The 13640-nt window shown below is 43.4% G+C and carries 12 protein-coding genes; 8 read left to right on the top strand and 4 right to left on the bottom strand.

Annotation, left to right across the window (positions count from 1 at the left end):
* Nucleotides 1-63 precede the first annotated feature (63 nt).
* Nucleotides 64-414 (bottom strand): aspartate 1-decarboxylase, encoded by a 351-nt coding sequence (panD, locus tag AB5062_RS02320; RefSeq protein ID WP_005843461.1) that lies wholly within the window; start codon nucleotides 412-414, stop codon nucleotides 64-66.
* 21 nt (nucleotides 415-435) lie between these two features.
* Complete coding sequence (panC, locus tag AB5062_RS02315; protein ID WP_005843459.1) at nucleotides 436-1284, bottom strand: pantoate--beta-alanine ligase; 849 nt, start codon at nucleotides 1282-1284, stop codon at nucleotides 436-438.
* 352 nt (nucleotides 1285-1636) lie between these two features.
* Between panC and AB5062_RS02310 the strand changes: the two genes are divergently transcribed.
* Together AB5062_RS02310 and AB5062_RS02305 are read left to right on the top strand one after the other, a co-directional pair.
* Nucleotides 1637-2461 carry a glycogen/starch synthase gene (locus tag AB5062_RS02310; protein ID WP_005843457.1) on the top strand — a complete coding sequence of 275 codons (825 nt, stop codon included), beginning with the start codon at nucleotides 1637-1639 and terminating at the stop codon, nucleotides 2459-2461.
* Between the two features lie 19 nt (nucleotides 2462-2480).
* Nucleotides 2481-3911 (top strand): DUF4270 domain-containing protein, encoded by a 1431-nt coding sequence (locus tag AB5062_RS02305; protein WP_016270391.1) that lies wholly within the window; start codon nucleotides 2481-2483, stop codon nucleotides 3909-3911.
* A 249-nt stretch (nucleotides 3912-4160) separates the two neighbouring features.
* On the opposite strand, the gene AB5062_RS02300 is transcribed toward AB5062_RS02305, so the two are convergent.
* The gene (locus tag AB5062_RS02300) at nucleotides 4161-4538 is read right to left on the bottom strand and encodes a DUF3127 domain-containing protein (protein WP_005843453.1); all 378 of its coding nucleotides are present in this window, start codon (nucleotides 4536-4538) and stop codon (nucleotides 4161-4163) included.
* Nucleotides 4539-4691: 153 nt separating this feature from the next.
* Between AB5062_RS02300 and dnaN the strand changes: the two genes are divergently transcribed.
* From dnaN to AB5062_RS02270, 6 genes are all read left to right on the top strand, one after another.
* Nucleotides 4692-5816 (top strand): DNA polymerase III subunit beta, encoded by a 1125-nt coding sequence (dnaN, locus tag AB5062_RS02295; RefSeq protein WP_005843451.1) that lies wholly within the window; start codon nucleotides 4692-4694, stop codon nucleotides 5814-5816.
* Nucleotides 5817-5867: 51 nt separating this feature from the next.
* On the top strand, nucleotides 5868-6644 hold the full coding sequence (locus tag AB5062_RS02290; protein ID WP_005843449.1) for a 3'-5' exonuclease: 777 nt from the start codon (nucleotides 5868-5870) through the stop codon (nucleotides 6642-6644).
* Nucleotides 6641-7837, top strand: a complete 1197-nt coding sequence (gene coaBC / locus AB5062_RS02285) for a bifunctional phosphopantothenoylcysteine decarboxylase/phosphopantothenate--cysteine ligase CoaBC (RefSeq protein ID WP_008667349.1) — start codon at nucleotides 6641-6643, stop codon at nucleotides 7835-7837. Before AB5062_RS02290 ends, coaBC begins: the two co-directional genes overlap by 4 nt.
* A gap of 115 nt (nucleotides 7838-7952) precedes the next feature.
* On the top strand, nucleotides 7953-9614 hold the full coding sequence (gene recN / locus AB5062_RS02280) for a DNA repair protein RecN (protein ID WP_005843444.1): 1662 nt from the start codon (nucleotides 7953-7955) through the stop codon (nucleotides 9612-9614).
* A gap of 50 nt (nucleotides 9615-9664) precedes the next feature.
* Nucleotides 9665-10432: a 23S rRNA (guanosine(2251)-2'-O)-methyltransferase RlmB gene (rlmB, locus tag AB5062_RS02275; protein WP_005843440.1), complete on the top strand. Its 768-nt coding sequence runs from the start codon at nucleotides 9665-9667 to the stop codon at nucleotides 10430-10432.
* Between the two features lie 36 nt (nucleotides 10433-10468).
* The gene (locus tag AB5062_RS02270) at nucleotides 10469-12169 is read left to right on the top strand and encodes a serine protease (RefSeq protein ID WP_005843437.1); all 1701 of its coding nucleotides are present in this window, start codon (nucleotides 10469-10471) and stop codon (nucleotides 12167-12169) included.
* A 138-nt stretch (nucleotides 12170-12307) separates the two neighbouring features.
* Here the strand turns inward: AB5062_RS02270 and tilS are convergent, their stop codons facing one another.
* Entirely contained in the window at nucleotides 12308-13612 is a 1305-nt protein-coding gene (gene tilS, locus AB5062_RS02265; RefSeq protein ID WP_117870476.1) for a tRNA lysidine(34) synthetase TilS, read from the bottom strand.
* Nucleotides 13613-13640: the final 28 nt, after the last annotated feature.

Raw genomic sequence — 13640 nt, 5'->3', positions numbered from 1 at the left:
AAAAATAAAGCCCGTATCAGACTCACGTCTACCGGGCTTTTGGATTACCGAACAAAAATATCGTTATACAATCTTGTTCATCGCCGAATCGGGGAAAACCACCGTCGGCTTGAACGATTTAGCTTCCTCAAAATCCATCATGGCGTATGACATGATAATCACAATGTCACCCACCTGTACTTTCCGGGCAGCAGCCCCATTCAGACAAATACATCCCGAACCGCGCTCACCCTTAATAATATAAGTTTCAAACCTCTCGCCGTTATTATTATCCACAATGTGCACTTTCTCGCCGGCAATCATGTTGGCGGCATCCATCAAGTCCTCGTCAATCGTAATACTACCCATGTAATTCAAATTGGCTTCCGTTACACGGACACAATGCAGTTTCGACTTTAATACCTCAATCATCATAATTCTAATGGTTAACGATCACTATCCCTTATATTTTATATTATCTATCAAACGTACCTCTCCGCAAAATACCGTAATGCAACCTACTGCATAATCCGTATCTTCCCAATCCGTTATTTTCTGAAGCGTAGTGCCGTCTACTATTTCAAAATATTCCAGACGCAAACCCGGAGCGGCAGCAATCGCATCTTCTACAAACTTCTGAGTCTCAGCGACCGGATGAGATTTTGCAAAAGTACAACTCTTAAATAAAGTCTGCGAAATATTCAGCGCATACTCTCTCTCCACCGCAGAAAGCCGTGCATTGCGGCTGCTCAATGCCAGCCCGTCTTCCTCACGCACAATAGGACAACCTACAATTTCCAGTCCGTTGAACCCTATCTGTTTCACCATTTCACGAATAATAGCCAACTGCTGGAAATCTTTCTCGCCGAAATAAGCACGGGTAGGATTTACAATCATAAACAGCTTGCTCACTATCTGGCATACTCCATTGAAATGTCCCGGACGGAAACGGCCTTCCATCACTGTGTCCAACGGCGCATAGCTGAACTGCCGGGTATCAGGCTCAGGATAAATCTCTTCTACAGACGGAGCAAAAACAAAAGCCGCCCCTACTTTTTCCAACAATTCACAATCGGCATCCAATGTACGCGGATATTTTGCCAAGTCATTTTTGTCGTTAAACTGGGTAGGATTCACAAAATCACTTACCACCACTACATCATTTTCTGCAACAGCACGTTTCACCAACGAAGCGTGTCCGGCATGGAGTGCACCCATCGTAGGTACCAGACCTATTGTCTTTCCCTCACTACGCAGGGCATCCAGCTCTGACTGAAGCTCTTTGATTGTTTGAACTAACTTCATCTTTTTATCTCTTTTGTTTGAGTAGTTTCATTTAAAACGGCTGCAAAGTAAACCATTATTTGGGAGATAACGAAGAAAAAAAAGAATTTTAATTAATGATGAGTAATTAGTAATAAGCGGTTAATACCTTGCAGATATGGCGCAATAAGCCCTCTTCAGCCACCGGCGGGCCACTTGTTCTTTCCCGTTTTTCACCTAATTCCGCAAGACATCGGCCATTAACTTCAAATTGCTAACGACTAATTACCAGCCACTTAACATATCATAAGGAATTATTATTCCTCGTTTCTTGCCACTCTCATCTATTTTTTTTATATCTTTGCAAAATGATTATGAGCAACAAAAAGTTAAGATGAAGGCAAATAAAGTTTTATTTATTACACAAGAGATTACCCCTTACGTTCCCGAATCCGAAATGGCAAACATGGGAAGATTTCTTCCTCAGGCTATTCAGGAAAAAGGCAGAGAAATCAGAACTTTTATGCCAAAATGGGGCAATGTCAATGAACGCAGAAACCAATTACACGAAGTCATCCGCCTGTCCGGCATGAATTTAATCATAGACGATACGGACCATCCGCTGATTATCAAGGTAGCATCTATCCAAGCTGCACGTATGCAGGTTTACTTCATTGACAATGACGACTATTTCCAGCACCGCCAAATGGTAGCTGACGAAAACGGTGTAGAATACAAAGACAATGACGAACGTGCTATTTTTTATGCACGCGGCGTATTGGAAACGGTAAAGAAATTACGCTGGTGTCCGGACATTATCCATTGCCAAGGGTGGATGAGTGCATTTGTACCTCTTTATATCAAGAAGGCTTATCAGGATGAACCGTCATTCAGAGACTCAAAAGTAGTATTTTCGGTATTTGAAGATGATTTCAAATCGGACTGCGAAGGTAATCTGACTGAAAAACTCATGCTGAAAGGCATTGAAAAGAATGATGTGGAAAGCATCGTCAAATCTCCGGCAAATTACGAGGAGCTGTGCAAACTGGCCATTGCCTACTCCGACGGTGTGATACAAAACAGCGAAAAAGTGAACGAGAATGTCATGAAATTCGCCCGTGAATCGGGTGTGCCCGTGCTCGACTATCAGCCTGCCGATACCTATGTAGATGCTTTCAATGAGTTCTATGACAAAGTATGGGAGTTTGAAAAGAAATAACTCACTAAGAATAATAAAGATGAAAATCAAATACTTATGCGCATTGTTGTTGGCTGCACTTATTTATAGTTGCGATGATTCAACAACCGGCATCGGGACTGATCTTATCCCCGGTGGAGATAAGATTCCGGCAAATACAGACAGTTATGAGTTTACCACCAAATCTCTGTTGGCCGACTCCGTTTATGCACGTACCAGTACTGCATATTTAGGACGATATACCGATGAGCAATTTGGAGAATTTACTGCCGACTTTATAGCACAGTTCACCTGTATGGACAACTTCAAATTTGAAGAAGAGCTGACCAAAGTCATCGGAGTAAATATAAGTCTGCAATACGGGTCTTTCTTTGGCGACTCACTGAATGCCATGCGCTTACAGGTTGACACATTGGACAAGGTTATTCCTGAAAAAGAACTAAGCACTTTCTATACCAGTGTGGATCCTAAAGATTATTATAACGAAAAAGGAAAGCCTATCGCTGTAAAAGCCTATTCGGCAGTAGGTCCGTCTACAAGCAAAGATGAAACTACAACCACAAGCAGCGGTGTCAAGCAAAGAACAATTATACAGACTATCAAATTGCCCAATTCATTAGGCGATCACATCTTCAACAAATACAAGGAGAACAAAGAGTATTTCAAGACTCCTGAAAGTTTTATCAAGAATGTATTAAAGGGAGTTTACATTCGCTGTACTCATGGCGACGGAACCATTTTATACATTGACGGTTTAAGCCTGAATCTTAATTTTGAAGCCCTGATAGAAAGTTCTTCCGGCAAGCGGGATTCGTTGGTTTACAAATCCTATTTCTTTGGAGCAACCAAGGAAGTGATACAAGCCAACCACTTCAGTAACGGTAACAGATTGGAAGAGTTAGCCCAAGATCCGGACCATACTTACCTCAAAAGTCCGGCAGGTATTTTTACAGAAGCGACTTTCCCCATTGCAGAGATTTACAATGAACATAAAAGAGATACGCTAAATGGTGTAAATGTATCATTCACACGCTACAACGAGAAAGAGTCCAAATACAAAATGGGCATCCCCCAATATGTATTGATGGTCAGAAAGAAAGATATGTTCTCGTTCTTTGAAGAAAACAAGATTATCGATAACAAGACTTCTTTCTTAAGTTCATATAGCAGCAGTAACAATACATACACCTTTACCAACATCGCTCCCTTAATCACTTACTGCATTGAGGAACGGAAAAAAGGCATAACAGCAGCAGGTGGAGATCCTGAAAAGGAAGAAGACGGAAAAGAATGGGACGCTAAAAATCCGGACTGGAACAGAGTTGTCATCATACCTGTCAAAGCAGTATCCAATTCAAACAATGAAATAGTTGAAATATCCAACAGCTTAGGTATGGAAAGCGCTATGTTAAAAGGTGGAACGAATCCTGAGAATAAGCTGAAAATGCAAATCTTCTACACTACATTTTAAGACTTTTTTATTTAACCAAATAAAGAACAGGCGGCAACTACAGCAATATAGTTTCCGCCTGTTTAATTTACTCCACCGTAATCATACCACACCGGATGATAAATGGAAATTCATGGAACGCAAATATCCCATCAACACTTCACACCATGATTGAGAATGACCATAAAAACAGACTATATAAAATAAGCCGGCAAAATCCTTTTCACGGATCCTGCCGGCTTATTTATGTTTATGGGAATCCTCTATCCCCTAGAAAGGCAAATCATCCTTCTCGTCTGTCGCGGCAAAATCTACCGGTGCAGCGGGAGCAGCATTCATGGGAGGAAACGGAGCATCCGGTGCAACAGGTCCCTGGGCACCCACACGCTCTACTTTCCACGCACGGATACTGTTGAACCAACGACCATTCCACTCGCGGGCATCCACATCAAAAAACACATTCAACTCTTCACCTGCCTGAATATTAAATTGCGCTATCTTATCTGCTCCAAATACGTCAAAACACATTTTTTTAGGATATTGATCATGCGTTTCAATTACGTATTCTTGTACTTTCCATTCATTTCCTGTCTTTGAAACTCCTCCTCTCGGTTCGAGGACTGCTATTACTTTTCCTGCTAATTCCATATTACGTTATTTAAATTCGCCACGAAAGTACACTTTTCCTTGCGAGTAAACTAATTTTTTCGCCATTTTTTGCGCTTGAACCATAATCTTTTCGTAACTTTGGCAGTTAAATGAATATAGAGATATAGAATATAAATATAATAATATAAAACTATGAAGTTCATCGTTTCAAGTACTGGATTATTCAGTCATTTACAAGCTATTAGCCGAGTAATCAACTCCAAAAATTCGTTACCTATTCTTGATTGTTTCTTAATGGAACTGACTGACGGAACGTTGTCGCTCACTGCCTCTGACAGCGAAACGACCCTGTCCACTTCTTTGGAAGTAAATGAAAGTGACGGTGACGGACGCTTTGCCGTTTCTTCAAAAACCATACTCGAAGCCCTGAAAGAAATACCCGAACAACCACTGACTTTCCTGGTAAATACAGAGAATCTGGAAATCACCGTACAATATCAGAATGGTAAATACAGCCTGATGGGACAAAATGCCGACGAATATCCGCAGGCTCCCGCATTAGGCGCAAATGCGGTACACGTAACAATGGGCGCTCCGGTGATGCTGGCAGGTATCAACCGTTCTTTGTTCGCTACTGCCGATGACGAGTTACGTCCGGTAATGAATGGTATTTATTTTGATATCACTACCGAAGACATCACTTTCGTAGCCTCAGACGGGCACAAATTAGTACGCAATAAAACATTTGTGGCACACGGCGATGAAAAAGCCGCTTTCATTCTGCCCAAGAAACCGGCAACCCTGCTGAAGAACCTGTTGCCGAAAGAACAAGGAGATGTGCAAATTGATTTTGACGACCGTAACGCTACGTTTACATTAGAAAACTACAGCATGATATGCCGTCTTATCGAAGGACGCTATCCCAATTATAATTCAGTAATTCCGCAGGATAATCCGCACAAGGCCACCATTGACCGCATGATGCTGATCAGTGCGCTCCGCCGTGTATCTGTATTCTCATCACAAGCAAGCAGTTTGATAAAACTCCGCCTCAGTGAAAATCAGATCCAGATCTCCGCACAAGACATAGATTTCTCCACCTCAGCAGAAGAAACACTGACTTGCCAATATACAGGAAGCCCCATGAGCATCGGCTTTAAATCAACATTCCTGATCGATATTTTAAACAATATCTCGGCACAGGAAATACTTTTCGAACTGGCTGATCCTTCACGTGCGGGTGTTATTGTTCCTGTAGAACAGGAAGAAAAAGAAGACCTGCTGATGCTGCTGATGCCTATGATGCTGAACGACTAAAAACGACACGCCACCATGTGGCGGAAAAACAATATATAATACAAGCTGAAAATGAAATTGAACTTGAAGAATCCTATTGTTTTTTTCGATTTGGAAACAACGGGAACAAATATAAACACAGACAGAATAGTGGAAATATGCTATCTGAAGGTGTATCCAAACGGCAACGAAGAAACGAAGACCATGCGTATCAATCCGGAAATGCATATTCCCGAACAATCTTCTGCCATCCACGGTATTTATGACGCAGATGTGGCGGACTGCCCTACTTTCAAGGAAGTGGCAAAAGAGATAGCCCGGGACATTGAGGGATGTGACCTTGCCGGTTTCAATTCCAATCGTTTCGACATTCCGGTTTTGGCCGAGGAGTTCCTGCGCGCAGGAGTAGACATTGACATGATGAAACGAAAATTCATTGACGTGCAGGTGATTTATCACAAACTGGAACAGCGCACCCTGTCTGCCGCCTATAAATTCTATTGCGGAAAGAATCTGGAAGATGCCCATACAGCCGAAGCCGACACACGTGCCACATACGAAGTACTGAAATCCCAATTGGACCGCTATCCGGAAGAATTGCAAAACGATATGGCATTTCTAGCCGAATATTCAAGTTTCAACAAGAACGTAGATTTCGCCGGACGCATTGTTTATGATGACAAAGGCGTGGAAGTCTTTAATTTTGGGAAATACAAAGGAATGTCGGTCAGCGAAGTATTACAAAAAGATCCGGGCTACTACAGCTGGATACTGAACGGTGACTTTACGCTGAACACGAAAAACGTACTGACAAAAATCAGACTACGTGAATCAGGAATGATGAAATGAGTATGAAAGGAAAAAAAATCGTACTAGGTATAACCGGAAGTATAGCCGCCTATAAAGCGGCTATACTCATTCGCGGACTTATTAAGAAGGGAGCGGAAGTACAAGTCGTGATTACCCCCGCAGGCAAAGAATTCATCACACCTATCACTTTGTCTGCATTAACAAGCAAACCTGTTATCAGCGAGTTTTTTGCCCAGCGTGACGGGACATGGAACAGCCACGTTGATTTGGGACTATGGGCGGATGCCATGATTATCGCTCCGGCTACCGCATCCACTATTGGTAAAATGGCCAACGGAATAGCGGACAATATGCTGATCACGACTTATCTGTCAATGAAAGCTCCCGTATTCGTAGCTCCGGCAATGGATCTGGATATGTTCGCACACCCTTCCACCCGGAAGAATCTGGACACGCTCCGTTCTTACGGAAATCATATTATAGAACCGGCAGAAGGGGAACTGGCAAGCCATCTGGTAGGAAAAGGCAGAATGGAAGAACCGGAAAAAATAGTGGAAATTCTGGAAGCTTTCTTTGCCAAACAACAAGACATGGCCGGAAAGAAAGTAGTCATTACCGCCGGTCCAACCTACGAGAAAATAGATCCGGTACGCTTTATCGGCAATTATTCTTCAGGAAAAATGGGATTCGCACTTGCCGAGGAATGCGCTTCACGTGGAGCGGAAGTATCGCTAATCAGCGGACCGGTAACGATTCAGGCCCATCACCCTAACATCCGCCGCATAGATGTGGAAAGTGCCGGAGAAATGTACGAAGCCGCCATCCGCGAGTTTCCTACAGCTTCGGCCGGCATCCTGTGTGCGGCAGTGGCCGACTTTACCCCGGAAACCGTAGCCGGTCATAAAATCAAAAGAGAGAAAGATAATTTAACACTGCAACTGAAACCCACACAAGACATTGCCGCCGCACTGGGAAACCGGAAAAAAGACGGACAGACATTAGTGGGATTTGCCTTGGAAACAAATGATGAAACAAAAAATGCACAAAGAAAACTGGAACGTAAGAACCTTGATTTCATTGTACTGAACTCATTGAACGACCAAGGAGCCGGGTTTCGTTGTGACACCAACAAAATAACGATTATAGACCGTCAGGGAGCAACTCCTTATCCGCTGAAAAGCAAACAGGAAGTAGCAAGGGATATTATTGACAGACTGGTAAATAATAAATAATTTCTTAATTTGCCACGTTACCAATGTGCTAATGCGCTAATTACCATGCGGAATACAACAGCGCAGCAAATTAGCAAATTGACAAATCAGCAAATTATTAAAAAGGAGCAAGAATATGCTGCAATCTATCTATATACAGAATTATGCATTGATTGATACATTGGATATCAGTTTCACCCCCGGCTTCTCTGTCATCACCGGAGAGACCGGCGCCGGTAAATCGATTATTCTAGGCGCTATCGGCTTGTTACTGGGACAACGGGCCGATATCAAAGCGATCAAGAAAGGCGCCAATAAATGTATTGTAGAAGCACGTTTCAACATCTCCGCCTATCAGATGGAGCCTTTCTTTACCCAAAGAGATTTGGAATATGATCCGGATGAATGTATTATCCGCCGCGAGTTATATGCATCAGGTAAAAGCCGCGCATTCATAAACGATACTCCGGCCTCATTGGCGCAGATGAAGGAACTGGGCGAGAAACTGATAGATGTACATAGCCAGCATCAAAACCTGTTGCTCAACAGTGAGGGATTCCAATTGAATGTATTGGATATCCTGGCACAAGATGACAACGAACTTTCAGCATACAAGGATATTTATACCGAGTACAGAAACGTATGCAAACAGCTGGCCGACTTCATAACGCAAGCCGAGCAAAGCCGGAAGGATGAAGATTACATCCGGTTCCAACTGGAACAGCTGGATGATGCAAACCTTCAGGAAGGAGAACAAACCGAACTGGAACAGGAAGCCGAAACCTTGAATCATGCCGAAGAGATAAAAGCGGGTTTGTACAAAGTGGACCAAATAATGGCTTCGGAAGATGCCAGCCTGTTATCCGCTACCAAAGAATGTATGCAAACCCTGCATAACATAGCGAGAGTGTACACACGTGCCCAGGAATGGATAGGGCGTTTAGACAGTTGTTACATAGAACTGAAAGATCTGTCGCATGAAATAGCAGGCGCACAGGAGGAAGTGGAGTTCAACCCCACCCGTCTGGATTATGTAAATGAACGCCTGAACTTAATCTACTCTTTGCAACAGAAGCATCACGTACAAACAATAGAGGAATTGATAGCCGTGCAAACCGACTATCATGAGAAGCTGAACGCCATCACTTCTTTTGATGACCGTATAGCAGAACTTACCGCCCAAAAAGAAACGCTATATGACAAAGTGATAAAGCAAGCTGCTGTGTTGACAAAACTCCGTTCCCAATCGGGCAAGCACATTGAAAGACAGATGCAAAGCCTGCTGGTTCCTCTCGGTATGCCCAATGTGCGCTTTGTGGTGGAACTGAATCCGCGCAAGGAACCGGACAGTAAAGGGATGGACAGTGTGACATTCCTGTTTTCGGCCAACAAGAATGGAACATTACAAAATGTAGCTTCCGTAGCATCGGGTGGTGAGATTGCCCGTGTCATGCTTTCGCTGAAAGCCATGATAGCCGGAGCTGTGAAACTGCCTACTATCATCTTTGATGAAATAGACACCGGAGTTTCCGGTTCCATCGCCGAGAAAATGGCGCTCATCATGCAGGAGATGGGAAAACAAAACCGTCAGGTCATCAGCATCACCCACCTGCCCCAGATTGCAGCACGCGGCATCACTCATTATAAAGTATATAAGGAAGATACGGAAACAGGCACCAACAGCCACATCCGCCGCCTGACTGATGAAGAAAGAGTAAAAGAAATTGCCAATATGCTAAGTGGGGCTACCTTGACAGAGGCAGCCCTGAACAATGCAAAGGCGCTGATAAGTGGCTAGTGCCAATTACCACTAACCACCTGTCACTAACCATTAACCACTTATTAAATATGTTAGAAAAGAATGAAATGATTTTCGGTGTACGCGCTGTTATTGAAGCCATACAAGCCGGAAGAGAGATAGATAAAGTATTGGTGAAGAAAGATATACAGAGCGAACTGTCCAAAGAACTGTTTACCTGCTTGAAAAATACCCTCATCCCTGTTCAGCGTGTACCCGTGGAGCGTATTAACCGTATTACCCGGAAAAACCATCAGGGAGTTGTAGCATTCATCTCCTCTGTCACCTACCAGAAAACAGAAGATCTGGTACCTTTCCTGTTTGAAGAAGGAAAAACACCCCTATTCGTCATGCTGGATGGAATTACCGATGTACGTAACTTCGGAGCCATTGCCCGTACCTGCGAATGTGCCGGTGCAGATGCCATTATTATTCCCTCGAAAAACAGTGTCAGTGTCAATGCCGACGCAATGAAAACATCAGCAGGAGCTCTGCACACTCTTCCCGTATGCCGCGAACAAAATCTGACTAATACCATCAAGTATCTGAAAGACTGCGGATTCAAGATTGTAGCAGCCACGGAAAAAGGTGATTATGATTACACCAAAGCAAACTATAAAGATCCTGTATGTATCATTATGGGAGCCGAGGACACAGGTGTTCCCTACGAACACCTTTCCCTGTGCGATGAATGGATCAAAATACCGTTAATGGGTAAAATAGAATCATTGAACGTATCGGTTGCCGCAGGTATTCTGATTTATGAAGCTGTAAAGCAACGCGGCTTCACAGAAGACAAAACGGCATCCGCTTTATAAATACCGTATCATCGTTAACAAACAACTAACTATATCATGAAGAAAGTACTTTTGATACTGGCATGCGGCATAGCCGCCCAGCTAAGCTATGCACAAGCAACCCCAAAGTGGGCCGGCAAAGCTAAAAAAGCCGTTTTTTCCATCGTTACATACGATAAAGATAACAAAATCAAGAATACAGGAAATGGATTCTATATCAATGAAAATGGAACGGCATTATCCGATTATACCCTGTTTGAAGGAGCCGAACGTGCAGTAATCATTAATGCGGACAGTAAAGAATTGCCTGTATTGCGTATCTTGGGAGCCAACTCCATGTATGACATCGTAAAATTTAATACTGAAACCGATAAAAAGACCATAGCATTAAAATCGGCATCACAGCCGGCATCGGTAGGTGAAACAGTCTATCTGCTACCCTACTCGACTCAAAAAGCGGCAACCTGCCAGACAGGGACCGTCACCAAAGTAGACACCATCGGCGACAAGGCATATTACTATACACTGGCAATGACAACCAACGAAAAAACAGTAAGTTGCCCTATTATGAATGCCAATGGAGAAGTATTAGGTTTAATCCAAAAAAACGCATCGGATGAAGCCAAGGAAAGTTATGCCATCGGAGCTACATACGGTGCCTCGCTGAGCATCACCGCCCTTTCTTTGAACGATATGTCACTGAATAAAATCGGCATCAAAAAAGGACTGCCCGAAACAGAAGACCAAGCACTGGTGTACCTGTTCATGGCATCTTCACAACAAAATCAGGACGAATATATCACCACATTAAACGATTTCCTGGAACAATATCCCAACAGCGCGGACGGATATATACGCCGTGCCACTACTTATATGGGATTTAATGATGATGAACACAACGCTTTGGCAGATGCCGACCTGAAGAAAGCACTGGAAGTGACAGCCAACAAGAGTGAAACGCAATATAATATCGCTAAATTAATTTATTCGTACACCATCTCTTTAGGTGACAAGAAACCATACGGTGACTGGAGTTACGACAAAGCTCTCTCCATTATTCATGATGCCATGCAGGCCGACAACCAACCCATTTACACACAATTGGAGGGAGACATTCTGTTTGCTATGAAAAAATATCCTGAGGCATACGCCGCTTATGAAAAAGTGAACCAGTCTTCCATAGCCTCTGCCGCTACATTTTACTCGGCAGCCAAAACCAAACAACTGATTGAAGGAACAGATATGAACGAGGTTATTGCCTTGATGGATAGTGCTGTGGCACGTTTCACCAAGCCTTATACATCGGAAGCGGCTCCTTATTTCTATGAACGGGCAGAGATAAAAGCCCAGACAGGCAAATACCGTGAAGCGGTAATAGATTATGATACTTTTTATGATGCCATCGGTGGACGCGTTACAGCCGCCTTTTATCTGCAACGCGAACAGGCGGAAATACAATGTAAAATGTATCAGCAAGCTATCAACGACATTAATAAAGCAGTAGAAATGACTCCTGAGGATGTAGCCATGTGGGTGGAAAAAGGTTCGGTGCATCTACGTGTAGGGCAACATAACGAAGCAATAGAAGCATTGGAAAAGGCTATCTCTTTAGACCCGAAAGCCGCAGCCGCATATCGTATGCTGGGATACTGCCAGATACAATTAAAGAAAAACAAAGAAGCCTGTGCAAATTTTGCCAAAGCAAAAGAACTGGGCGATGAAGTGGTAGACGGACTGATACAGAAGTATTGCAAATAATACCGGGAAGCTCCATCTGAAATCCGCGAATCTTGCTACATGATTTCTGAAATCTTGTTGCATGATTCGCGGATTTTTGCTACAAGATTTCAGGAAACATTCCCTGTCATTCATGAAAAAGCAGGAAAGAAAAAAATTCTACTTATCTTCCAACTGCCGTATAATCAGTACCCGTTTCGTATCTTCCGTCACCCGGAAACGGTCATCGCTACGCTCTCCTACCAGCCATACAATCCGGTCTGCTGAGCAAACCACATACTGATTTTCTTTCTGGAAAAGAGAAAACTTACGATCTGTCAGATAATCGCTGACCTTCTTTTTCCCTTTCATTCCGAAAGGAACAAACTTATCCCCCTGCCGCCATTTACGCACCGTGAGAGGTAGTACCACCTTATCCGCATCCAAACAGGCCGTATTCTTATTCCTGGGGATGACAAAGTCCGGCATTATTTCCTGCGTTTCCATTGCAAGCCGGAATGGGGGCACATTTTCCTCCACTTCCTCATCCGCCGGCTTCCTCCTGCGAATAATCAGCTCCGTCCTGTCGCGCAACACCTCCCATCCGGCAGAAACGAATCTTTTTCCCGACTGGGCAGACAAACTGCGGAATACATCTCCTATCTGAACGGAATTGAAACCTAACGGATGAAGAATCTCAAACAGCAAAGCCGCCGGAGCACTCTCTTCCATCAAACGAGAAATAAGAATATGGCCGGACTTTTCCATCACCCTTTCTTTCCCCGCCTCTATTTCCTTATTATATATAAGAGAAACATCAGTCAGACGTCTGGATGTTTCAGCTATACTTTCACTGACAGAAGGATTCAGCTCACGCAACATCGGAAGAATATTCAGACGGATTTTATTACGCATATATTCATCTTGCAGATTGGTACTGTCTGTAACATAACCTTGACGCAAACAACGCAAATAATCCAAAATATCCTGACGGCTCACCTCCAACAAAGGCCGTACAATGCAGCCGTTATGCGGACTGATACCTTTCAAGCCATTGATTCCCGCGCCACGTATCAAATTCAATAAAAAAGTTTCCACACTATCGTCCCGATGATGGGCTACGGCAATAACAGCCATCCCCCTCTCCTTACGCAGTTGTTCGAACCAATCATAGCGCATTTCGCGAGCTGCCATCTCAACAGAAACATGATGCCTTGAAGCATAAGTGACTGTATCAAAATGAGTAACATGCAAAGTCACTCCCAGCCCTTTACACAACTCATTGACAAACCTTTCATCTCTATCGGACTCCTCACCACGAAGATGGAAGTTACAATGGGCAGCCTCACAATGATACCCTAAAACAAGCAAGACACGCAACAAAGCTACCGAATCTGCTCCGCCACTCAATGCCACTAACACCTTATCATGCAAAGTGAAAAGTTGTTTTTCCTCTATATACTTCTGAATATTCCAATGAAACATGACACAAAGATAAGGGTTCTGCAAGACA

Origin of the sequence: Phocaeicola sp. RTP21359st1_B8_RTP21360_211022 (genome assembly GCF_040911965.1) — a bacterium.
Lineage (GTDB): Bacteria > Bacteroidota > Bacteroidia > Bacteroidales > Bacteroidaceae > Phocaeicola > Phocaeicola vulgatus.
The sequence above is the reverse complement of the archived record's forward strand: the minus strand, read 5'-3'. Positions and strand labels throughout refer to the sequence as shown.